We start from the raw sequence: 21,389 nt of genomic DNA on the forward strand, positions 1-21,389 counted from the left end.
CAGGCAGAAGAAGGCCCGCTGATTCAATTGGCGCAGGCGCGGGCAGACAACTGGAACACCTGGTTACTGCCGCTCAGTGATACGCAGCCAGCGGGAGAGGACCCCGGCTATGACGATGACTTTCAACGCATCCGCGAAGAGGTGAACCAGCTCTCCAGTATTGATACCGCGCTCATCTGCCAGCTGGCTGAAAAGCTGTTGACCACGGTAAGCAAGGATCTGCGCGTGGTGACGTTTTATATCTGGGCACGGTTGCACCAGGATGGCGAGGCCGGGCTGGCGGAAGGGCTGGAGCTGCTGGCGGCAATGTTGCAACGCTTCGGCACGCAACTGCACCCACAGCGCGAGCGCAGTCGTAAATCCGCCCTCGAGTGGCTCGGCAGCGGGCGCGTACTCGACAGCCTGTCGCTCTACCCGGAAGTGGATATGGCGGTGATGCAGCGTATCACCGGTGCTCTTCTCCTGGCGGAACGGGCAATGCAGTCATTCGCAGAGGCGCACCGCCCGCAGCTTACCGGGTTGTGCCTGGCGCTGGAAACCCGACTGGCGCAGAGCGGCGGGGCGGGTAGCCTGGTGCCGCAGACCAGCCGTGAAACCGCTTCATCTTCTGCCGTGGCATCCGCGCCTGCCCCGCTGATGGCCGCAGTGACCTCCGGCCGTGATCTGCTTGACCAGGGGAAAATGCTGGCGGATTACCTGCGCGATCGGCCCGGTGGTTGGCTGGCGGGGCACCATCTGATGAAAAGCATTCGCTGGGACACGCTGACTGAACTGCCCCAGCTCGATGCCAGCGGCTGTACCCGCCTTGCGCCACCGAAGCCGGACCACCGTGCTCACCTCAAGCGCCTTTACCTGCAGCAGAACTGGATGGAGCTGCTGGAGCAGACGGACAGCCTGTTTGCCCAGGGCGTCAACCATCTGTGGCTGGATGTGCAGTGGTACGCCTGGCAGGCACTGGTAAAAACAGACGCGGATACGGTTCGTGCCGATATTCTCTGCCGGGGCATTAAAGGATTGCTGTTGCGCCTGCCGGGGCTGGAAGCACTGGCCTTTAACGACGGCACCCCGTTTGCCGATGACGTCACTCAGAGCTGGATCAACCAGCAGGTGCTGGCGGATGTCGGTAGCTGGAAATCGGAGTCAGCCACGTCGGTATCGCAAAGTCATGAGGACGTGCTGATGCTGGAGCCGGAGTTGCTGGCGCTGGCGGACAGCGAAGGCATAGAAGCCGCGTTTGGCTGGTTACAATCCCGTCCCGGCATGACGTCCGTGCGTGACCGCTGGCTGATGCGCCTGCTGATGGCGCGAATTGCCGAGCAATACGGCAGGAACGATCTGTCCCTGCATTTATTAAGTGAGCTGGATGGCAGCGCACAGACGTTGACGCTGCAACAGTGGTCGCCGGAATTGCTGTTTGAGGTGAAAGCCCGGCGGCTGAAGCTGCTGCGCATCAAGGCCACGCGCAGCGAGACGGATAAAGCGCGCCTGCAACCGGAGATGGACCAGCTGCTCTCCGGCTTGATTACCCTCGATCCCGCCTGTGCTGCGGTGCTGTGCGGGTAATCCCCCTTTCTGACATACCCATCAATCAGGTTTTATTATGGATGACTTAACCCTGCGTTATTACGACGCTGAAATGCGCTACCTGCTTGAAGCAGGTGAGGAATTTGCCCGTGCCCACCCGGACCGGGCGGCAATGCTTAATCTGGATAAAGCGGGTGCGCGCGACCCGTACGTTGAGCGCCTGTTTGAAGGCTTCGCCTTTATGATGGGCCGCCTGCGCGAAAAGCTGGACGATGACCTGCCGGAGCTGACGGAAGGGCTGGTGACCATGCTGTGGCCGCATTACCTGCGCACCATTCCGTCGATGTCGGTAGTGGAATTCACCCCGGACTGGGGTGAAATGAAAGAGCCGCTGCCGGTGGCTAAAGGGTTTGAGGTGCTTTCCCGGCCCATCGGCGAGAAGGCGACCCGCTGCCGCTATACCACCACGCAGGACATCACCTTGCAGCCGCTGTCACTGGACCAGGTTGCCCTTACCACCGATGCGGATGGGCGATCGGTGGTGCGCCTGCGCTTTGCGTGCAGCAGCCTGGTTGACTGGAGCCGGATAGATTTAAGCCTGATCCCGTTCTATTTCAACGCTGACGCGCCGCTGTCCTGCGCGATGCATCATGCTTTTACCCTTAACGTTGCGCAGCTGTGGCTGCGCCTGCCGGGGGATGCCGATCGCCATCCGCTGGAGGCCCGATTTACCGCCCTCGGTTTTGGAGAGGATGATGCATTGTGGCCGAAAGGGAACAGCAGCTTCAGCGGTTATCAGCTGCTGCTGGAGTATTTCACCTTCCGCGAGAAGTTTATGTTTACCGGGCTGCGCGGTCTGGAGAATCGGGTGCTGCCTGCCGGGTTGCCGTGGTTTGAGATCGACGTGGTGCTGGCGCAGCGCTGGGAGCATGACTTCACGTTTACGCAGCAGCACCTGCGCCTGCACTGCGCGCCGGTGATCAACCTGTTCCCGCTGGAGTCCGACCCGCTGACGCTCAACTCTCTGCAAACCGAGTACCTGCTGCGCCCGATGCGCATCCAGGACGGGCACACTGAGGTTTACTCCGTGGATGCGGTGATCTCCTCCGGCGGCCACACCTACGTGCCGTTCTCCAGCTTTCGTCACAAGGGCGGCATGATGCGCCACGAAGCACCCGAATATTACTACCACACGCGCGTGCGGCGCGGTGTGTCCGGGCTACATAACACCTGGCTGATCCTGGGGGGCGAAGCCTTTGATAACCATACGGTGCCGCCGGAAGAGAGCCTGTCCCTGACGCTGACCGGCACCAATGGCCAGCTGCCGCGTCGCGCCCTGCAAGGCTCGGTGCTGGATACGGCGATGAAAGCCTCTACGACCCGCATCGGGGTGCGTAACCTCTGTGCGCCGACGTTGCCCTGCTACCCGCCGGATCGCGATCGCTTTCACTGGCGTGTGCTCAGCCACCTTGGCAGCAACTTCCTGTCGATGATGGACAATGCCGACGTGCTGCGCGGCACGCTGGCGCTGTATGAGTGGACGGACAGCGAGATGAACCGTCGCCGTCTGGAGGCGATTGTCGATGTCCGCCACAGCGAAACGGAACGCTTTGAACAGGGTTACCTGCTGCGCGGCGTGCAGATCGAGGTCACGCTCGACAGCCACGGCTTTGCCGGGCACGGCGATATCTGCCTGTTTGGCGAAATGCTCAGCCGTTTCTTCGCGCTGTATACCGATATCTATCTGTTTAACCGCCTGATTATCATCCTGCAACCCACTGGAGAACGCCTGGAATGGGAAGAGAAACACAATCGCCGTATTCCCGGCTGAGTCCACGGCTGGAAGACGAGCTGACACGGATGAACTTTTACCGTTTTTGTCAGCTGCTGGAGAAGCAGAACCCGGATCGGCCCCCGCTGGGCAGTAGCGGGCATCCGCACCACGACCCGGTGCGGTTCGCGCCCTGGCCGGGGATGGGATTTCCCGCCAGTGAGCTGAAAAGCGTCGAATATCCTGAAAATGATGCCACGGTGGCACCCAAAGTCCGCACCACCTTTATGGGGGTTTACGGGGTGGACTCTGCGCTGCCCACGACTTACCTCGATGACATCAGTCAGCGACGGGAAGGGCACGAGGCGCTGCAGGATTTTCTGGATATCTTCAGCCATCGCATCCTCACGCAGTTCTACCGCATCTGGCGTAAATACTCTTATCCGGCCAGCTTCGAGAACGGGGGAACGGACAGTCTCTCCCAGTCGCTGCTGGGGCTGGTGGGCTTAGGCATTCCCGGCACCGCCCGCCATATCGGCACCCCGGTGTCGCGTTTTCTGGCCTTGCTGGGCGTGCTGCGCCAGCCCGCGAAAACGGAGGAGGGCGTGCAGGCGCTGGTTCGGCTACTGGCCCCGGAGACGCGGGTGCGGGTCAGCCCGTATTGTCTGCGCCCGATTGAGATCGACCAGCCGCTCGGTTTTTACGGCGAACAGGACTTTCTGCTGGATGGCAATATGCCGCTGGGGGATGAAGTGATGGATACCAGCAGCCAGCTATTGATTGAGCTGATGACCGACAGCGAGAGCGAAGTACAGGGCTGGAAGCCGGACGGCCAGCTGTATCAGGACTTTCTGGTGATGCTGCGCGTTTATCTCGGCTGGCGCTTTAAGGCGAAAATCCGGCTGACCGTCAGTACCGCGCTGCTGCCCGTAGTCCCCCTCGGCGAAGCCCCGTTCTGGCTGGGCATGACTGGCGTGCTGGGCGTGGAGGGTGAAACGCTGCCAGACGATGTTCCAAAGACTTTCACCACTGAACTCGGCAGCTATCGCGGCCTGCAACCGATCCCAACCCGAAAAGGAAATCAACGTGTTAACTACAAGTTTAATTAAATCTGCCCGCTGGCTGTTGCCGTTACTGACCCTCAGCCTGACCGGCTGCGGCCTGACGCAGAGCGTCTCTGATGGCACCCGCTCGGCAGTGTCCTCTATTTTCTATAAAAAAATTAAGGTGCTGCACCTCGATTTCACCGCGCGTGAAGCGCTAAACACCGATACACGGGAAAACCATGCTATCCCACAGTCGGTGGTGATCCGCGTTTATCAGCTCAAAGATCGAAAAGTCTTCGACAAGCTGGTCTATCAGCAGGTGGCTTCCGATGCGGACACCTTATTGGGTGACGATCTGCTTGCCAGCCGTGACGTGGTGCTCAGCCCCGGCGGTGCAGTTAACCTGAATATGCCGATGGAAGAGAATGCCGCATTTGTCGCCGTGGTGGGGCTGTTTCGTCAGCCGGACTTAACGAAGGATAACTGGCGACAGGTGCTGGAACGCGAGGCGCTGGACCAGAATAAACCCCGTTTACTGGAAGCGGGCGACAACAGCCTGGCCCTGCAACCGCTTAAGGATAAGTAATGCCCCATTCACATCACTCCCCCTCGCTGTATGAAATGCTGTACGGCAATTTCAGCGGCGGGCTGGATCTGCACACTATCAGCGAAGAGAACCAGGTGATCCTCTCGGTGCTGGACAATATGCAGCGCATCCTCAACTGCCGCGCCGGAACCCTGGCGCATCTGCCCGATTATGGTCTGCCGGATATGACCACAATCCTGCAGGGGATGCCCGGCACCGCACATGAGTTGATGACCACGCTCTCCGGCGTGTTGCTGCGCTTTGAGCCTCGTCTTAACAGCATTAAGGTGGATATGCTGCCACAAACGATGCCCGGCGAACTGCGCTACGCCATCGATGCCGAGCTGAAAGGCATCGGCCTTGTGCGCTACGGCACCGAATTTATGCCGGAAGGCAAGGTGCTGATCCGCCATATGAAACAGCAGCAGTATCTCGATGTGCGTGCTGCTTTGTAGGGTTGGCTAAGGCTGTGGGTGGGTGCGGCAGGAGTCAATATTCCAACGCCAGGAAGGTCATTTTCTGGGGTTGGAATGGCAATGTAATGCATGCTTTGTTTGCCTGTCGACCAGCGACATGAACTGGCTGGTTCATGGTTTTTACGATGCGTATAAATAGCCCCGTAAGCCAATGGAGTGAGTTCTCACGCTCTCACAAATGGCTCAATCGACAGGGTGTCATACGCAGAGTTATCTCAAAAAATCATGCAAACAGAGGCTTTTATGACATATCCAACAAGTAAACTGAATGGTCTGGTCGGTTTTGCCAAATCAGCGAATATCACGGGCGGCTGGAATGGGTCGGTGGTGGAAATTAATACACTGGCGCAGCTTAACCAGTATGTGGGCGACAGTACGGCGCGGGTACTGGTGATTAACAGTAATATCACCGCCTCAAGCCTGACGAAAGTGAATCTTGGTTCGAATAAAACCCTTGTGGGTTCATTCCAGAATCGTACCTTAAACAATATCCATTTCCGTGCGACCACCACCTCGCAGAACATTATTTTCCAGAACCTGATTTTCCAGCATTCGGTGAATATTAAAGCCAATGATGATATCCAGCTTTACCTGAACTACGGCAGTAAATACTGGATCGATCACTGCTCATTCGTCGGTCATACCTGGTCAGATGGTGATGGCAGCCTGGATAAATTGCTGTATATCGGTGAGAAAGCGGACTACGCGACCATCAGCAACTGCTATTTCGGTAACCATAAATACGGGCTGATTCTGGGCCACCCGGCAGATGATAATGATGCAACGTATAACGGTTACCCGCATCTGACCATTTGCCACAGCTACTTCGATAATATGGAGGTCAGGGCGCCGGGACTGATGCGTTATGGCTACTTCCATGTTTACAGTAACTATATCAACAAGTTCCAGCTTGGCTTTACGCTGGCTCAGAACGCAAAAATTATTTCTGAAAATAACTACTTCGGTGAGGGCAGCGCGAATAAAGGCATGCTGGATGATAAAGGCACCGGCACCTTTACGGATACAGGCAGCGTGCCTGCCATTACCAACCAGAAGTCGCCGAAGAGTCAGTGGACAGCGGCATCAAACTACGCTTACAGCGCAAAATCGGCGGCGGACGCGAAAACGTTTGCAGCTGCTAATGCCGGGGCGAAGTCTACGACGCTGGTATTTGGTGGCTAACGGGAGGTAACGGAAGCCCGCACACGCGGGCTTTATCCTGTCGTAGGGCGGCAGAAATGAAGGGCCGGCTATCCAGATATTATTTCTCATCATTACGTAAAGCATTAATCTGTGTAAAATCAGAGCTAACCCAATATCGTGGAGTGCATTGCTATGGCTGGCGTAAACAAAACACATTTGACTGAAACGGACATCATCACCCAATTTATCCTTCCTGCGGTTAAAGATGCGGGCTGGGACGTGATGTCGCAGATCCGCCAGGAGGTGAAACTCCGCGATGGCAAGATTGTGGTGCGCGGTAAACTGGCCTCACGTATCCAAGTGAAATCTGCCGATATCGTGCTGTATCATAAGCCGAACTTACCGTTGGCCGTGATTGAAGCCAAGGCCAACAAGCACCCCATCAACAAGGGAATGCAGCAGGGACTGGATTATGCCAGCCTGCTTGATGTGCCCTTTGTGTTCGCCACCAACGGTGACGGTTTTATCTTCCATGATAAAACCAACCCACAGCAGCTCGAATCCGAAATTGCCCTCAGTGATTTCCCTGGGCCTGAACAGCTCTGGCAGAAATACTGCCTCTGGAAAGGGTTTACTCAGGAACAGCTGCCCGTCATCAGTCAGGACTATTACGATGACAGCAGCGGAAAATCTCCGCGTTATTATCAGATGCAGGCGATCAACCGCACCGTTGATGCCGTTTCGGCGGGTAAGAACCGCATCCTGCTGGTGATGGCAACCGGAACAGGTAAAACCTATACCGCGTTCCAGATCATCTGGCGGCTGTGGAAAGCGAAAAACAAAAAACGCATTCTGTTCCTTGCCGACCGAAATGTTCTGGTTGATCAGGCTAAACGTAACGACTTTCAGCCTTTTGGCACGGCGATGACGAAAGTCAGCGGGCGGACCATCGATCCGGCTTACGAGGTGCATCTGGCGCTGTATCAGGCGATAACCGGGCAGGAAGAGCATCAAAAAGCCTATAAGCAGGTTGCCCCGGATTTCTTTGACCTGATTGTGATTGACGAATGCCACCGTGGCAGCGCATCCGAAGATTCAGCCTGGCGGGAAATCCTGGAATACTTCGGCAATGCGACCCAGATTGGCCTGACGGCAACCCCGAAAGAGACCGAAGACGTTTCGAATATCGACTACTTTGGTGAGCCGGTTTACACCTACTCGCTAAAAGAGGGGATTGAAGACGGATTCCTCGCTCCTTACAAAGTGGTGCGTGTTGATATCGACGTTGACGTGCAGGGGTGGCGGCCCGTTAAAGGCCAGCTGGATAAATACGGGGAAGAGATTGAAGACCGTATCTACAACCTGAAAGATTTTGACCGCACGCTGGTCATTGATGAACGCACTATGCTGGTGGCCCAGACCATCACCGACTACCTGAAACGCACCAATCCGATGGATAAAACCATCGTTTTCTGTAACGACATTGATCACGCCGACCGCATGCGCCATGCGCTGGTGGTGCTCAACCCGGAGCAGGTGCTGAAAAACGAAAAGTACGTGATGAAAATTACCGGCGACGATGAGCTGGGTAAGGCGCAATTAGAAAACTTTACCAATCCCAAAAAAGATTATCCGGTTATCGCAACCACTTCCGAATTGATGACCACGGGGGTTGATGCCCAGACCTGCAAACTGGTGGTGCTGGATCAAAATATTCAGTCGATGACCAAGTTCAAACAGATCATCGGGCGCGGCACACGTATCAACGAGAAGCACGGCAAGCTGTGGTTCACCATTCTCGACTTCAAAAAAGCGACGGAGCTGTTTGCGGACGAACGCTTCGACGGCGTACCGGAAAAAGTGCTGGTGGTGAAGCCCGATGATATTTCAGATACAGATTCTGACTTCAATGAGCGGCTCGATGGGGAAGAGAGCACGGGTGACGGTGATAACATCGCCAGTGAAGCACGGGAAGACGGGGCCGAATATCAGGTTAATCGTGACAAGTTCGCGGGCAACGGCGAATTCCATCACGATGACGAACACAAGGTCCGCAAATTCCATGTGAATGGAGTGGCCGTGAAAGTATTGGCGAAGCGTGTTCAGTATTACGATTCAGATGGCAAACTGGTCACCGAATCCTTCCAGGATTACACCCGCAAAACGATGCTCAAAGACAGCGAATTCGCCTCTCTGGATGGCTTCGTGCGTAAATGGCACCAAGCGCCACGTAAACAGGTCATCATCGAAGAGCTGGAACAACTGGGTATTCTTTGGGATGTGCTGGCGGAAGAGGTCGGTAAAGATCTCGATCCGTTTGATCTGCTCTGCCATGTGGTGTACGGTCAGCCGCCGTTTACGCGCCAGGAGCGCGCCGCCAACGTGCGTAAGCGTAATTACTTCACCAAATACGCAGAGCCAGCGCAGCAGGTGCTCAACACGTTGCTGGATAAATATGCTGATGATGGGGTTCAGGAAATCGAGGATGTTCAGGTACTGAAACTGAAACCGTTCGATGCGCTGGGCCGTCCTATAGAAATCATCAAAAAACGTTTTGGTGACAAGCAGGCTTATGAGAAAGCAGTCAACGAACTGGAGAACGAAATCTACCAGTTACCGCCGCGCTCAGCCTGATAACGTATCAATCTATTGCCACTGGCCGCCTCTGCGACCGGTGGCATCCTTTTTTTAGTATGGAAGAAAAACATGTCGATTAGCTCAGTCATTAAATCCCTTCAGGACATCATGCGCAAAGACGCAGGCGTGGATGGCGATGCCCAGCGCCTGGGGCAACTTTCCTGGCTGCTGTTTCTGAAGATTTTTGACACCCAGGAAGAGGAGCTGGAACTGGAGCAGGATGATTACCGCCTGCCTGTGCCGGAACGTTATTTATGGCGCACCTGGGCGGCAAACAGTGAGGGAATTACGGGTGATGCCCTGCTGGATTTTGTGAACGACGATCTGTTCCCTAAGCTGAAAAACCTCACTGCGCCTATCGATCAAAACCCGCGTGGCTTTGTGGTAAAGCAGGCGTTTAGCGATGCCTACAACTATATGAAAAACGGTACGCTGCTGCGCCAGGTGATCAACAAGCTTAACGAAATCGACTTCAGCAGCAGCCAGGAACGTCATCTGTTTGGCGATATCTACGAGCAGATCCTGCGCGACCTGCAAAGCGCCGGTAATGCGGGCGAGTTCTATACCCCGCGTGCGGTAACGCGCTTTATGGTGGATCGTATTGACCCAAAACTGGGCGAATCCATTATGGACCCGGCCTGTGGTACAGGTGGCTTCCTTGCCTGTTCGTTCGATCATGTTAAAGAGCGTTACGTCAACACCACCGAAGACCGTAAAACGTTGCAGAAGCAGATCTTCGGCGTCGAGAAAAAACAGCTCCCGCATCTGCTGTGCACCACCAATATGCTGTTGCACGGCATTGAAGTGCCGGTGCAAATCCGCCATGACAACACGCTGAACAAACCGCTTTCCTCGTGGGATGAGCAGCTGGATGTCATCGTCACCAACCCGCCGTTTGGCGGCACCGAAGAAGACGGCATCGAGAAGAACTTCCCGGCGGAAATGCAGACCCGTGAAACCGCCGATCTCTTCCTGCAGCTGATCGTTGAAGTGCTGGCCGATAAAGGTCGCGCCGCCGTAGTACTGCCGGACGGCACCCTGTTTGGTGAAGGCGTAAAAACCAAAATCAAAAAGATGCTGACCGAAGAGTGCAACCTGCATACCATCGTGCGCCTGCCGAACGGCGTGTTTAACCCGTACACCGGTATTAAAACCAATATCCTGTTCTTCACCAAAGGCACGCCAACGAAAGAGGTGTGGTTCTACGAGCATCCGTACCCGGCGGGCGTGAAAAACTACAGCAAAACCAGACCGATGAAGTTTGAAGAGTTCCAGACTGAAATCGACTGGTGGGGCAGCGAAGCCGATGGCTTTGCCAGCCGCGAAGAGAGCAACCAAGCCTGGAAAGTCAGCATCGGCGACATCATCGCCCGCAACTTTAACCTTGATATCAAAAACCCGTACCAGGGTGAAACCATCAGCCACGACCCGGATGAACTGCTGGCGCAGTATCAGACACAGCAGGCGGAAATCAGCGCACTGCGTAGCCAGCTACGCGACATCCTCGGTGCCGCACTGGCGGGCAACAAGGGGGCGAACTGATGAGCGTTGATAAGCTGATCACCGACCATATCGATATCTGGTCTTCTGCGCTGCAAACCCGCTCGACTGCGGGGCGCGGCAGTCGAGGTAAAATCGATCTGTACGGCATTAAGAAACTGCGTGAGCTGATTCTGGAGCTGGCGGTGCGCGGCAAACTGGTGCCGCAGGATCCAAACGATGAACCCGCTTCGGAGTTGTTAAAGCGTATTGCTGCTGAGAAAGCGGAGTTGGTAAAGCAGGGGAAGATTAAAAAGCAGAAACCGCTGCCAGAGATTAGTGAAGATGAGAAGCCGTTTGAGCTGCCGGGGGGATGGGAGTGGACCTCATTAAGTGAGATTGCAGCGATCAATCCAAAGATAGAAGTAACAGATGACGATCAAGAGATTTCTTTTGTCCCAATGCCCTGTGTTTCTACCCGATTTGATGGTTTTCATGAGCAAGAGACAAAAAAATGGGGCGAAGTGAAAAAAGGTTACACACATTTTGCTGATGGTGATGTAGCGCTGGCGAAAATTACACCTTGTTTTGAAAATAGTAAAGCGGCTGTATTTAGAGGGCTAAAGGGAGGGGTGGGTGTTGGTACGACAGAATTACACGTGGCTCGACCGTTTAGTACAGAATTGAATCTTCAATATATTCTTCTCAACATGAAATCACCTCATTACCTGTCTATCGGTGAATCAAAAATGACAGGCTCCGCTGGTCAAAAACGTGTTCCAAGAAGTTTCTTTGAAAACTATCCCATACCGTTTCCATCAAGCGTAGAGCAAACCAGAATCGTTGAGACTTTTTCGAAGCTCATGTCTCTCTGCGACCAACTGGAACAACAATCTCTAACCAGTCTGGAAGCCCATCAGCAATTGGTGGAAACCCTGCTGGCAACGCTGACCGATAGCCAAAATGCCAAAGAACTCACTGAGAACTGGGCACGAATCAGCCAGCATTTCGACACGCTGTTTACCACCGAAGCGAGTATCGACGCGCTTAAAAAAACCATTCTGCAACTGGCAGTAATGGGTAAACTGGTGCCGCAGGATCCTAACGACGAACCTGCTTCTGAACTGCTTAAACGTATTGAGCAGGAAAAAGTGAAACTGGTGAAAGAAGGTAAAATTAAAAAGCAAAAACCGTTGCCGCTAGTGAGTGATGAAGAGAAACCTTACGAGTTGCCAGTGGGCTGGGAATGGTGTCGTTTCGGTAGTGTAATTAATGTTCGCGCAGAGTTGGTGAAGCCAGAAAACTATTATGACTTCTTTCAGGTTGCGCCTGATATTATTGAAAAGGGAACCGGAAAAGTTATTTCTCAGAGAACCGTTAAGGAGTCTGGGATAAAAGGGCCAAATAGTAGATTTTATAAAAACCAGATTGTATATTCAAAAATACGTCCGTCACTCTCAAAAGTATTCATTGCAGGATATGATGGTTTGTGTAGCGCAGACATGTATCCTTTAGACTGTTTCCTTAATACTGGTTATTTATTAAAGGTGATGCTGTCTGAAGTATTCCTTATTCAAGTTAGGGCGGCAGAGAATCGAATAAAAATGCCAAAATTGAACGTTGAAAGTCTGTCAAATATCCTAATCCCTGTACCTCCTGCCGGGATTCAAAGTGCAGTATTTAGCGAGATAAGTCAGATGGATACTTTCTGCGACCAGCTCAAATCCCGTCTCCAATCCGCCCAACAAACCCAGCTTCACCTTGCTGACGCCCTCACCGACGCAGCATTAAACTAATGAACAGACGATGCCGGTTCAACCTCAGTGTCGATAAACTAAAGACCTATTTTAAACACTGGGATATTCAAGCGTAAAATCCCAGGCAGATAAGAGACCAGCAGAGGTCTCTTATCATTTGTTGACCGGACAGATCTTTATCGGAACACGCAAGGCATAAACATGCCAATCTGGACCCTGCCAAAGTTTATCAGAATGCTAAATCCCCATTATCTGATAAAGAAAAACAGACATGCCGCTACCGTCATCATCCCTGTTGCCCATCTCCACTTTTTTGATTTCTCGAAATAAATAAATGCTATCTGGAGTAAGAAAATAAAGAACAGGGTAAACCCGGCAAAAACGTTGCCGTTATTACTGTTATCAATCAGTGATCCCCGATGAATTGTTGGTTCCATGTCATAGATAAAATCGTATTTATCCACCGTGGACAGATAAATAACCATCATGCTCACCAGGTAAAAAATAATAAAAACAATCCTGATAAATGTACTCATGCAAATATAATCCTTTATCTAAACCAGCCTGTTGCGGAGCGCGTATGCAACGAACCATGATGAAGAGGCCACTTAGAGGGATCTTGAGTTTAAAGGGTTTTTTGCGAACGATTACGGAGGGTGGCGAACTATGGAATGGTGTCCCCTGCAGGAATCGAACCTGCAACTAGCCCTTAGGAGGGGCTCGTTATATCCATTTAACTAAGGGGACAGCGGCGCGCAGTATAGCCTGTTTTGCGCCGCAGATTAACCACTTACCCACCTGACTGCGCGTTTAAGCATCAATTCGCCTGATTTTCTGCCTGTTTCTTCTCTTTGCGCTTCGCCTCTGCGGCGGCTTTCGCTTTGGCCTTGTTGCTCATATCGTTGCGGATCTGCGCATGGCTGATCAGGGCAAAGATAAAGGTGCCGCCAATGATGTTACCGGCGAGGGTCGGTAGCGCAAACGGCCAGATAAACTGCTGCCACGGCAGGTCACCGCTGAACACCAGATAGAAAATCTCCACCGATCCCACCACGATATGCGCCAGGTCACCCAGCGCCACCAGCCACGTCATCAGGATGATCACCCAAATCTTAGCCGCGCCCGCCGAGGGGAACATCCACACCATCGTGGCAATAATCCAGCCGGAGACCACCGCATTGGCAAACATCTCCATCGGGCTGTTCTCCATCACTTTCTGGCTGATACTGACAAAAGCTTCGCGCACGGCATCGTCGAAAATCGGCATATGGTTAAAGGCCAGTGCGGCCAATGCCGTGCCAATCAGGTTACCGCCCAGCACTAATCCCCACAGACGCATCAGCAGCAGAAAATTACCGCGGTTCGGTTTATGCATCACCGGCAGCACGGCGGTCACGGTGTTCTCGGTAAACAGCTGCTGCCGCGCCATAATCACGATAATAAAGCCGAAGGTGTAGCCGAGGTTCTCCAGCAGAAAACCGCCGGGAACATCTTGCAGATTGACGTGGAAGATCCCTTTGGCCATCAGTGAGGCACCCATCGACAGCCCGGCCGCGATGGCAGAAAACAGCAGGGCGAGGGCATCACGCTCCAGCTCTTTCTCCCCCTCCTGGCGGATCTGCTCGTGTACGGCGGCGGCGCGGGAGGGAAGAGCCTCTTCATTGACCTCGATCTCTTCACCCTGTTCGCTTTCTTCACTCTCAACCTGGTTATCATTATCGTTTTGTGTGCTTTTCATCTTTCCCCCAGAGAATAACGTTCCCTCTTAAGCGTAGCGGGTATTCACTGGGGCGAAGAAATGTAACCTGCATTAATAAGAAGAGTAACAAAGCTTTAACTCAGGCACGAAACCGTGCAAAAAAGCGCCATAGCAGGGTTTTTCAGGGGGGGAATGCCTGCCTTGCCGCGCCTGGTCAGCGTAGGCAGGCACACAGTTTGTGATACTATCCTCCATCAAATTTAACAATGTGCGATTTTCCTCCCATGCTGGCAGCCCAAAATCTGACATGTGTTCGCGACGAGCGGACGCTGTTTAGCGATCTCAGTTTTACCGTGAAGGCCGGCGATATTGTGCAGGTGGAAGGGGAAAATGGCGCAGGTAAGACCTCGCTGCTGCGAATTCTGGCCGGGCTTAGCCGGGCAGAGCAGGGCGAGGTGCTCTGGCAGCAGCGCAGCATTCAGCAGGCGCGTGAACACTATCACGCCAGCCTGCTCTACCTCGGCCATCTGCCGGGGATCAAAGCGGTGTTAACCCCATTTGAAAATCTCAGCTTCTGGCATGCAGAGCGGTCGCCGGATGAACTCTGGCAGGCGCTGGAGCAGGTCGACCTCACTGGCTATGAAGACGTGGCGGTCGCCCAGCTCTCCGCCGGGCAGCAGCGGCGCGTGGCGCTGGCGCGTCTCTGGCTGTCAGCGGCACCGCTGTGGATCCTAGATGAACCCCTTACCGCCATCGATAAATCGGGCGTGGACCAGCTGATGGCGCGGCTGGTGCAGCATGCCGATGAGGGCGGTGCGGTGATCCTCACCACGCACCAGGATCTGCCTGCGACCAAACGTAACCTCAGCCGCATTCGCCTGACGGCCGGGGTGGCCTGATGTTCTGGTGCGTTTTACAGCGCGAACTGCGCATCGCCTTTCGCAGCGGGTCAGAAATTATTAATCCGCTGTGGTTCTTTTTGATTGTCATCACGCTGTTTCCTTTAGGTATCGGGCCGGAGCCGCAGCTGCTGGCGCGCATTGCGCCGGGCATTGTCTGGGTTGCGGCGCTGCTCTCATCGCTGCTGGCGCTGGAGCGGCTGTTCCGTGATGATTTTCTCGATGGTTCGCTGGAGCAGCTGCTGCTGTTGCCCGCGCCGCTGCCGTTGACGGTGCTGGGCAAAGTGGCCGCGCACTGGATCGTGACCGGGTTGCCGCTGCTGCTGTTATCTCCGCTGGTGGCACTGTTGCTGTCGCTGGATTTTGCCAGCTGGCGGGCGGTGGCACTGACGCTGCTGCTGGGTACGCCGACGCTCAGTTTCCTCGGCGCGATTGGCGTTGGGCTGACGGTGGGCTTGCGTCGCGGGGGCGTCTTGCTGAGTTTACTGGTGTTGCCGCTGGCGGTGCCGGTGCTGATTTTTGCCAGTGCGGCCATCGACGCTGCGGGCCAGGGGCTGCCGATTGACGGTTATCTGGCCATTCTGGGTGCCCTGCTGGCAGGGAGTGCCACGCTGGCACCTTTTGCCACGGCGGCTGCATTACGGGTGAGTGTTCACTAACCGGCTGAAAGATCGGGGATACGCTGTTTTACCGCTAACCAACGTTAGACGAATTATCGTTAATTGTGAGCAAAAACATCATGTGGAAATGGATACATCAACTGGGCAAGCCCGATCGGCTGTACCGGTTATGCGGACGCCTGGTGCCGTGGTTTGCCCTCCCTGGCGTGGCTGCACTGCTGCTGGGTTGGGCGTGGGGATTCGGCTTTGCTCCGCCCGCGTCTGAGCAGGGTGACGGTTTCCGCATCATCTATATTCATGTGCCGATGGCCATGTGGTCGATGGGCATCTATGCCGCGATGGCGTGCGCCGCCTTTATCGGGCTGGTGTGGCAGTGGAAAACCGCTGACCTTGCCATGATGGCGATGGCCCCGATTGGTGCGGTGTTTACCTTTATTACTCTCATCACGGGTTCCGCCTGGGGCAAACCGATGTGGGGCACCTGGTGGATGTGGGATGCCCGCCTGACGTCCGAACTGGTGCTGTTGTTCCTTTATATCGGCGCTATCGCGCTGTATCACGCCTACGATGACCGCCGCATGGCCGGTCGCGCGGCGGGGATTGTGGTCCTCGTCGGGGTGATTAATCTGCCGATCATTCATTACTCCGTAAAGTGGTGGAATACCCTGCATCAGGGCTCTTCCGGGGTGCTGTTACAGGCCGTTGACCCGAGTATGCGCGCGCCGCTCTACTGGTCAATCCTCGGCGTGTGGCTGGTGTTTATTACCCTGACGCTGATGCGCCTGCGAAACCTGCTGCTGTTTACCGAGCGGCACCGTCCGTGGGTCGCGGAGTTAGCGGTCAAAGGAGGGCATAACGTATGACGCCTGCTTTCTCTTCCTGGCATGATTTCTTTGCGATGGGCCATTACGGCTTCTATGTCTGGCTGGCCGTGAGTTGCACCCTGGTCCCGCTGATTGCCCTGTTGCTGCATACGCTGTGGCAACGCCGTCGTCTGCTGGCGGACATTCGTCAGCGCCATGCCCGTGAGCAGCGTATTCGCGCAGCAAAAATGAAAAAAGCCGCCACAGCGGCAGGAGAACGACCTTGAATCCCCGTCGTAAAAGTCGCCTGATTCTGGTGACGCTGATATTAATCGGACTGGGGCTGGCAACGGCGCTGGTGATGTACGCGCTGCGTTCCAATATCGATTTGTTTTACACCCCAGGCGAAGTGATCAACGGCAAAGGCGACCAGCAGGTGAAGCCGGAGCCGGGCCAGCGTCTGCGCGTGGGCGGCATGGTGATGCCGGGCAGCGTCAAGCGCGATCCGAACACCTTGCAGGTGTCGTTCAAACTCTATGATGCGGTGGGCGTAATCAGCGTCAGCTACGAGGGCATTCTGCCGGATCTATTCCGCGAAGGGCAGGGCGTGGTGGCGCAGGGCGTGTTGCAGGATGGCACCCACGTGCAGGCCAAAGAAGTGCTGGCGAAACATGATGAAAAATACACGCCACCCGAGATTGAAGATGCGATGAAGCAAAACTACCGCACACCGGCGGCAGTCAGTGCCAGTGGAGGCCAGCCATGATGCCTGAAATCGGCAGTTTCCTGCTGTGCCTGGCGCTGGCGATTTCGCTGCTGCTCAGTGTCTATCCGTTATGGGGCGCTGCGCGTCAGGATACCCGCCTGATGGGGCTGGCGCGGCCACTGACTTACGGGCTGTTTGCCTGTATCGCCGGGGCCTTTTTGATCCTCGTTCATGCCTTTGTGGTGAACGATTTCAGCGTGGCTTACGTGGCGACCAACTCCAATACCTTATTACCGGTTTACTACCGTATTGCCGCCACCTGGGGGGCACACGAAGGGTCGCTGCTGCTGTGGGTGCTGTTGCTCAGCGGCTGGACGTTAGCGGTCGCACTGCTCAGTCGTGCCATGCCGGCGGATGCCATTGCCCGGGTGCTGGCGGTCATGGGGATGATCAACCTCGGCTTTCTGCTGTTTATCACCCTGACGTCGAACCCGTTTACCCGTACATTGCCGGACTTCCCGATAGAGGGCAGCGATCTTAACCCGATGTTGCAGGATATCGGGCTGATCTTCCATCCGCCGCTGCTGTATATGGGCTATGTCGGTTTCTCCGTTGCCTTCGCCTTTGCCATCGCTTCGCTGATGGCCGGGCGGCTGGATACCGCCTGGGCGCGCTGGTCGCGGCCCTGGACCACGGCGGCCTGGGTGTTTCTCACCATCGGTATTGTGCTGGGATCGGCCTGGGCGTATTACGAGCTGGGCTGGGGCGGCTGGTGGTTCTGGGACCCGGTAGAAAATGCCTCGTTTATGCCGTGGCTGGCCGGGACGGCATTGATCCACTCACTGGCCGTGACGGAAAAACGCGGCACCTTTAAAGCCTGGACGGTACTGCTGGCGATCACCGCTTTCTCCCTCAGCCTGCTGGGCACCTTCCTGGTGCGCTCCGGGGTGCTGGTGTCGGTCCACTCGTTTGCCTCCGATCCGGCTCGCGGCATGTTTATCCTCGCCTTCCTGATTATCGTTATTGGCGGTTCGCTGCTGTTGTATGCAATCAAAGGCGGCAAGGTGCGCAGCCGGGTACAGAATGAGGCCTGGTCGCGCGAATCCTTCCTGCTGGGCAACAATGTGCTGCTGATTGCCGCGATGCTGGTGGTGCTGCTGGGTACGTTGTTACCGCTGATCCATAAACAGCTTGGGCTGGGCACGATTTCCATTGGTGAACCCTTCTTTAATACGCTGTTTACCTGGCTGATGGCGCCGCTGGCGCTGCTGATGGGGATTGGCCCGCTGGTGCGCTGGCGTCGCGATGAGCCACAGAAACTGTGGAAGCGTCTGGGGCTGGCACTGGTTGCCACGCTGCTGCTGTCGATTGTGGTGCCGTGGCTGATGCAGGATCGCATCGAGGCGATGACGGTGGTTGGCCTGCTGATGGCCGTGTGGGTGATTATCCTGACGCTGATGGAACTGCATGAGCGCGCTACGCATCGCCACGCATTTTTCCCCGGTCTGCGTCATCTGTCGCGCAGCCACTGGGGCATGGTGCTCGGCCATGTGGGCGTTGCTGTCACGGTGATCGGCATCGCTTTCAGCCAGAACTACAGCGTGGAACGTGATGTGCGGATGAAAGAGGGCGATAGCGTGAGCGTTTACAACTATCAGTTCAGGCTGCGCGGCGTGGTGCGCCTGGTCGGGCCGAACTATTCCGGTAGCGCAGGCGTCATTGACGTCACACGCAACGGTAAACATGAAGCCACGTTGCAGGCGGAAAAACGCTTTTATAGCGCGGCGCGCACCATGATGACCGAAGCGGCCATCGACGGTGGCATCACGCGCGATCTCTATGCGGCGCTGGGCGAAGAGCTGGAAGACACATCCTGGGCCGTGCGCCTCTATTACAAACCCTTTGTCCGCTGGATCTGGTTTGGTGGCGTCCTGATGGCGCTGGGCGGGGTGTTGTGCCTGCTGGACCCGCGCTACCGTTCGCGCCGTAAAGCGCAAAAGGAGCTGGCATGAACAAGAAAATTCTTTATCTCCCGCTGGTGCTGTTTTTGCTGCTGGCGGCGGCGCTGCTGTGGCAGCTGAGCCGCAATGCTAACGGTGATGACCCGACGCGGCTGGAATCGGCGCTGGTGGGTAAGCCGGTCCCCGTTTTCAAACTGGAGTCGCTGGACCAGCCGGGTAAAACCTTCGACCAGTCGGTGCTGAATGACGGCAAGCCGATCCTGCTGAATGTCTGGGCCACCTGGTGCCCGACCTGCCGGGCGGAGCATCAGTATCTGAATACGCTGGCCGCGAAAGGCGTGCGCGTGGTCGGGATGAACTATAAAGATGACCGCCAGAAAGCCATTACCTGGCTCAATACGCTCGGTAACCCTTATGCCCTCAGCCTGTACGACGGTGATGGCATGCTCGGGCTGGATTTGGGCGTGTACGGTGCGCCAGAGACGTTTCTTATCGACGGCCACGGCATTATTCGCTATCGCCACGCCGGAGATATGAATGACCGCGTATGGCATGACGAAGTGAAACCGCTGTGGAAGAAATACAGCCAGGAGGCCGGATCGTGAAAGCTTATCTGATGCTGCTGGCGCTGGTGCTGTTCAGCGCGGGCGTGCAGGCTGACAACATTGATACTTACTCTTTTGCCACCGTGGATCAGGAGCAACAGTATCGCCAGCTTACGGCCTCGCTGCGCTGCCCGAAGTGCCAGAACAACAGTATTGCCGACTCCAATGCCATGATTGCCGGAGATATGCGGTTAAAGGTCTACCAGCTGTTGCAGGCAGGGCAAACGCCGGAGCAGGTGAAAGCCTATATGGTGGCGCGCTATGGCAATTTTGTTTCCTACCAGCCGCCGGTCACGCCATCGACGCTGATCCTCTGGGCCGGACCGGCGCTGTTTGTGATTATCGGCACGCTGGTGATTATTCTGCGCAGCCGCAGGCGTACCGACCCTGTAGCGCTGGATGCGGAACAGCAGCAGCGGCTTGATACCCTGTTAAACCCTGACGAGAAGCAGCCATGAGCGCACTGTTCTTAACGATCCTGTTGCTGCTGGTGGCAGCTTGCGCGTTATTTTTACTGGCGGGTGTGCGCAACAAGGGCGATAGCACCGCCGACCGCGACCAGCTGAATCAGGCCTTCTATCATCAGCGCCTGCGTGAGCTGGAAGAGGATGAAGGGCAGGGCGTGGTGGCAGAGCGTCCCGAGATGGTGCGCGAGTTGCAGGAAACGCTGTTGCTGGATATTCCGCAGACAGCATCTCAACCGTCCCGTCAGGTCAGCCGTTGGGTGCTGCTACCGGGCGTGGCAATCCTGCTACTGGTCAGCCTGGGTTTCTACGTTAAAACCGGGGGCCTGCAACAGGTTCTGGCCTGGCAGCAGGTGAAAAACGAGCTGCCTGCGCTGCGCGCACAGGTGATGGACCCGCAGGCGCGGCCGTTAAGTATGGAACAGCTGGCGCGCCTGGCGCTGGGGATCCGCAGCGAGTTACAGCACACGCCGGATGATGTTGAAAACTGGAAGATGCTCGGCCGTCTTGGCATGGTGCTGAATAATGCCAGTATGGCCAGCCAGGCTTTTCGTCATGCATTACAGCGGGCGCCCAACGACGTTGATGTTCGCCTGAGCTATGCTGAAGTACAGACCCGCTCGAACGATCCGCAGGATAATCGTGAGGCGCTTATGATGCTGGACGCGATGGCCGTGCAGTATCCCGCCAATGTGCAGGTGCTGGGGCTGTTAGCTTTTAACGCGTACAACCAGCAAGACTATGTTCAGGCGGCAGCAACCTGGCAGAAAATGCTGTCGCTGTTACCGGAAAATGACGCTCGTCGGGTGATGATCCAGCGCAGTATCCAGCAGGCAGACAGCGCTTCGGGCAAAGAACAGAGCCATCTGGCGTTAACTATCAGCCTGTCGCCTGAGGCAGAAAAAATGTTACCTGTGAACGGAGTGTTGTATATTTCCGTGTCTGATGGTGATTCTCCGGTTCCTGTAGCCGTGAAGAAGATACCGTTGAGCCATTTTCCTTTATCGCTCACGCTGGATGACAGCAATGCCATGATGCCGGATCGGTTGTTATCCTCGCAGCATCAGGTGCAGGTTCGCGTGCGAATATCACGTGACGGCAGCGTAAATCGTTCACCAGGTGATTGGTTCGGGCTGAGTGAGGTCACGCCATTTGCCGGTCAGCAGCAGATCGCCGTGCAAATTAACCGGCAGTAGTGGACGATAATTTATAA

General features: G+C 55.5%; 20 protein-coding genes and 1 tRNA gene. 18 read left to right on the forward strand and 3 right to left on the reverse strand.

From position 1 onward, the window contains the following. From tssA to ACFL9S_RS09475, 9 genes are all read left to right on the forward strand, one after another. Positions 1 to 1,563: type VI secretion system protein TssA (tssA, locus tag ACFL9S_RS09435; protein ID WP_405261599.1), on the forward strand; the 1,563-nt coding region annotated here is incomplete at its 5' end. Between the two features lie 37 nt (positions 1,564 to 1,600). After that, positions 1,601 to 3,355 (forward strand): type VI secretion system baseplate subunit TssF, encoded by a 1,755-nt coding sequence (tssF, locus tag ACFL9S_RS09440; RefSeq protein ID WP_405261600.1) that lies wholly within the window; start codon positions 1,601 to 1,603, stop codon positions 3,353 to 3,355. Next, on the forward strand, positions 3,319 to 4,404 hold the full coding sequence (gene tssG, locus ACFL9S_RS09445; protein WP_405261601.1) for a type VI secretion system baseplate subunit TssG: 1,086 nt from the start codon (positions 3,319 to 3,321) through the stop codon (positions 4,402 to 4,404). Before tssF ends, tssG begins: the two co-directional genes overlap by 37 nt. After that, complete coding sequence (gene tssJ, locus ACFL9S_RS09450; protein ID WP_405261602.1) at positions 4,382 to 4,927, forward strand: type VI secretion system lipoprotein TssJ; 546 nt, start codon at positions 4,382 to 4,384, stop codon at positions 4,925 to 4,927. Before tssG ends, tssJ begins: the two co-directional genes overlap by 23 nt. Further along, a complete protein-coding gene (tssE, locus tag ACFL9S_RS09455) occupies positions 4,927 to 5,382 on the forward strand; it encodes a type VI secretion system baseplate subunit TssE (protein WP_405261603.1) in 456 nt (151 codons plus the stop codon). The genes tssJ and tssE overlap by 1 nt, the downstream gene beginning before the upstream one ends. A 264-nt stretch (positions 5,383 to 5,646) precedes the next feature. After that, a complete protein-coding gene (locus ACFL9S_RS09460; protein WP_405261604.1) occupies positions 5,647 to 6,585 on the forward strand; it encodes a pectate lyase in 939 nt (312 codons plus the stop codon). Between the two features lie 153 nt (positions 6,586 to 6,738). After that, positions 6,739 to 9,180, forward strand: coding sequence for an EcoAI/FtnUII family type I restriction enzme subunit R (gene hsdR, locus ACFL9S_RS09465; protein ID WP_405261606.1), 2,442 nt, complete (start codon positions 6,739 to 6,741; stop codon positions 9,178 to 9,180). A 72-nt stretch (positions 9,181 to 9,252) separates the two neighbouring features. After that, positions 9,253 to 10,725 carry an N-6 DNA methylase gene (locus tag ACFL9S_RS09470; RefSeq protein WP_405261607.1) on the forward strand — a complete coding sequence of 491 codons (1,473 nt, stop codon included), beginning with the start codon at positions 9,253 to 9,255 and terminating at the stop codon, positions 10,723 to 10,725. Continuing rightward, positions 10,725 to 12,458: a restriction endonuclease subunit S gene (locus ACFL9S_RS09475; RefSeq protein ID WP_405261608.1), complete on the forward strand. Its 1,734-nt coding sequence runs from the start codon at positions 10,725 to 10,727 to the stop codon at positions 12,456 to 12,458. The genes ACFL9S_RS09470 and ACFL9S_RS09475 overlap by 1 nt, the downstream gene beginning before the upstream one ends. Positions 12,459 to 12,667: 209 nt before the next feature. Here the strand turns inward: ACFL9S_RS09475 and ACFL9S_RS09480 are convergent, their stop codons facing one another. From ACFL9S_RS09480 to ACFL9S_RS09490, 3 genes are all read right to left on the reverse strand, one after another. Then, entirely contained in the window at positions 12,668 to 12,955 is a 288-nt protein-coding gene (locus tag ACFL9S_RS09480; protein ID WP_405261610.1) for a hypothetical protein, read from the reverse strand. Between the two features lie 136 nt (positions 12,956 to 13,091). After that, positions 13,092 to 13,166 (reverse strand) — tRNA-Arg (locus tag ACFL9S_RS09485). Between the two features lie 70 nt (positions 13,167 to 13,236). Then, entirely contained in the window at positions 13,237 to 14,157 is a 921-nt protein-coding gene (locus tag ACFL9S_RS09490) for a formate/nitrite transporter family protein (RefSeq protein ID WP_405261611.1), read from the reverse strand. Positions 14,158 to 14,402: 245 nt separating this feature from the next. Here ACFL9S_RS09490 and ccmA point away from each other — a divergent pair, with 245 nt between their 5' ends. From ccmA to ccmI, 9 genes are all read left to right on the forward strand, one after another. Next, positions 14,403 to 15,017 carry a cytochrome c biogenesis heme-transporting ATPase CcmA gene (gene ccmA / locus ACFL9S_RS09495; protein WP_405261612.1) on the forward strand — a complete coding sequence of 205 codons (615 nt, stop codon included), beginning with the start codon at positions 14,403 to 14,405 and terminating at the stop codon, positions 15,015 to 15,017. Continuing rightward, entirely contained in the window at positions 15,017 to 15,676 is a 660-nt protein-coding gene (gene ccmB, locus ACFL9S_RS09500; protein ID WP_405261613.1) for a heme exporter protein CcmB, read from the forward strand. The genes ccmA and ccmB overlap by 1 nt, the downstream gene beginning before the upstream one ends. 80 nt (positions 15,677 to 15,756) lie before the next feature. After that, on the forward strand, positions 15,757 to 16,500 hold the full coding sequence (locus ACFL9S_RS09505) for a heme ABC transporter permease (protein ID WP_405261614.1): 744 nt from the start codon (positions 15,757 to 15,759) through the stop codon (positions 16,498 to 16,500). Continuing rightward, on the forward strand, positions 16,497 to 16,727 hold the full coding sequence (gene ccmD, locus ACFL9S_RS09510) for a heme exporter protein CcmD (RefSeq protein WP_405261615.1): 231 nt from the start codon (positions 16,497 to 16,499) through the stop codon (positions 16,725 to 16,727). The genes ACFL9S_RS09505 and ccmD overlap by 4 nt, the downstream gene beginning before the upstream one ends. Continuing rightward, the gene (gene ccmE, locus ACFL9S_RS09515; protein ID WP_405261617.1) at positions 16,724 to 17,206 is read left to right on the forward strand and encodes a cytochrome c maturation protein CcmE; all 483 of its coding nucleotides are present in this window, start codon (positions 16,724 to 16,726) and stop codon (positions 17,204 to 17,206) included. The genes ccmD and ccmE overlap by 4 nt, the downstream gene beginning before the upstream one ends. Further along, positions 17,203 to 19,158, forward strand: a complete 1,956-nt coding sequence (locus ACFL9S_RS09520) for a heme lyase CcmF/NrfE family subunit (RefSeq protein ID WP_405261618.1) — start codon at positions 17,203 to 17,205, stop codon at positions 19,156 to 19,158. The genes ccmE and ACFL9S_RS09520 overlap by 4 nt, the downstream gene beginning before the upstream one ends. Further along, on the forward strand, positions 19,155 to 19,712 hold the full coding sequence (locus ACFL9S_RS09525) for a DsbE family thiol:disulfide interchange protein (protein WP_405261620.1): 558 nt from the start codon (positions 19,155 to 19,157) through the stop codon (positions 19,710 to 19,712). The genes ACFL9S_RS09520 and ACFL9S_RS09525 overlap by 4 nt, the downstream gene beginning before the upstream one ends. After that, entirely contained in the window at positions 19,709 to 20,170 is a 462-nt protein-coding gene (locus tag ACFL9S_RS09530; RefSeq protein WP_405261621.1) for a cytochrome c-type biogenesis protein CcmH, read from the forward strand. Before ACFL9S_RS09525 ends, ACFL9S_RS09530 begins: the two co-directional genes overlap by 4 nt. Then, positions 20,167 to 21,372 carry a c-type cytochrome biogenesis protein CcmI gene (gene ccmI, locus ACFL9S_RS09535; protein WP_405261622.1) on the forward strand — a complete coding sequence of 402 codons (1,206 nt, stop codon included), beginning with the start codon at positions 20,167 to 20,169 and terminating at the stop codon, positions 21,370 to 21,372. The genes ACFL9S_RS09530 and ccmI overlap by 4 nt, the downstream gene beginning before the upstream one ends. Positions 21,373 to 21,389: the final 17 nt, after the last annotated feature.

It is taken from the genome of Erwinia sp. AnSW2-5, from assembly GCF_045107195.1.
Classification (GTDB): domain Bacteria; phylum Pseudomonadota; class Gammaproteobacteria; order Enterobacterales; family Enterobacteriaceae; genus Erwinia.

Bases quoted from the DNA above. Each gene is read 5' to 3' on its own strand.
- tssF (WP_405261600.1), top strand. From the start codon at position 1,601: ATGGATGACTTAACCCTGCGTTATTACGACGCTGAAATGCGCTACCTG.
- tssG (WP_405261601.1), top strand. From the start codon at position 3,319: ATGGGAAGAGAAACACAATCGCCGTATTCCCGGCTGAGTCCACGGCTG.
- tssE (WP_405261603.1), top strand. From the start codon at position 4,927: ATGCCCCATTCACATCACTCCCCCTCGCTGTATGAAATGCTGTACGGC.
- ACFL9S_RS09460 (WP_405261604.1), top strand. From the start codon at position 5,647: ATGACATATCCAACAAGTAAACTGAATGGTCTGGTCGGTTTTGCCAAA.
- hsdR (WP_405261606.1), top strand. From the start codon at position 6,739: ATGGCTGGCGTAAACAAAACACATTTGACTGAAACGGACATCATCACC.
- ACFL9S_RS09470 (WP_405261607.1), top strand. From the start codon at position 9,253: ATGTCGATTAGCTCAGTCATTAAATCCCTTCAGGACATCATGCGCAAA.
- ACFL9S_RS09475 (WP_405261608.1), top strand. From the start codon at position 10,725: ATGAGCGTTGATAAGCTGATCACCGACCATATCGATATCTGGTCTTCT.
- ACFL9S_RS09480 (WP_405261610.1), bottom strand. From the start codon at position 12,955: ATGAGTACATTTATCAGGATTGTTTTTATTATTTTTTACCTGGTGAGC.
- ACFL9S_RS09490 (WP_405261611.1), bottom strand. From the start codon at position 14,157: ATGAAAAGCACACAAAACGATAATGATAACCAGGTTGAGAGTGAAGAA.
- ccmA (WP_405261612.1), top strand. From the start codon at position 14,403: ATGCTGGCAGCCCAAAATCTGACATGTGTTCGCGACGAGCGGACGCTG.
- ccmB (WP_405261613.1), top strand. From the start codon at position 15,017: ATGTTCTGGTGCGTTTTACAGCGCGAACTGCGCATCGCCTTTCGCAGC.
- ACFL9S_RS09505 (WP_405261614.1), top strand. From the start codon at position 15,757: ATGTGGAAATGGATACATCAACTGGGCAAGCCCGATCGGCTGTACCGG.
- ccmD (WP_405261615.1), top strand. From the start codon at position 16,497: ATGACGCCTGCTTTCTCTTCCTGGCATGATTTCTTTGCGATGGGCCAT.
- ACFL9S_RS09520 (WP_405261618.1), top strand. From the start codon at position 17,203: ATGATGCCTGAAATCGGCAGTTTCCTGCTGTGCCTGGCGCTGGCGATT.
- ACFL9S_RS09525 (WP_405261620.1), top strand. From the start codon at position 19,155: ATGAACAAGAAAATTCTTTATCTCCCGCTGGTGCTGTTTTTGCTGCTG.
- ccmI (WP_405261622.1), top strand. From the start codon at position 20,167: ATGAGCGCACTGTTCTTAACGATCCTGTTGCTGCTGGTGGCAGCTTGC.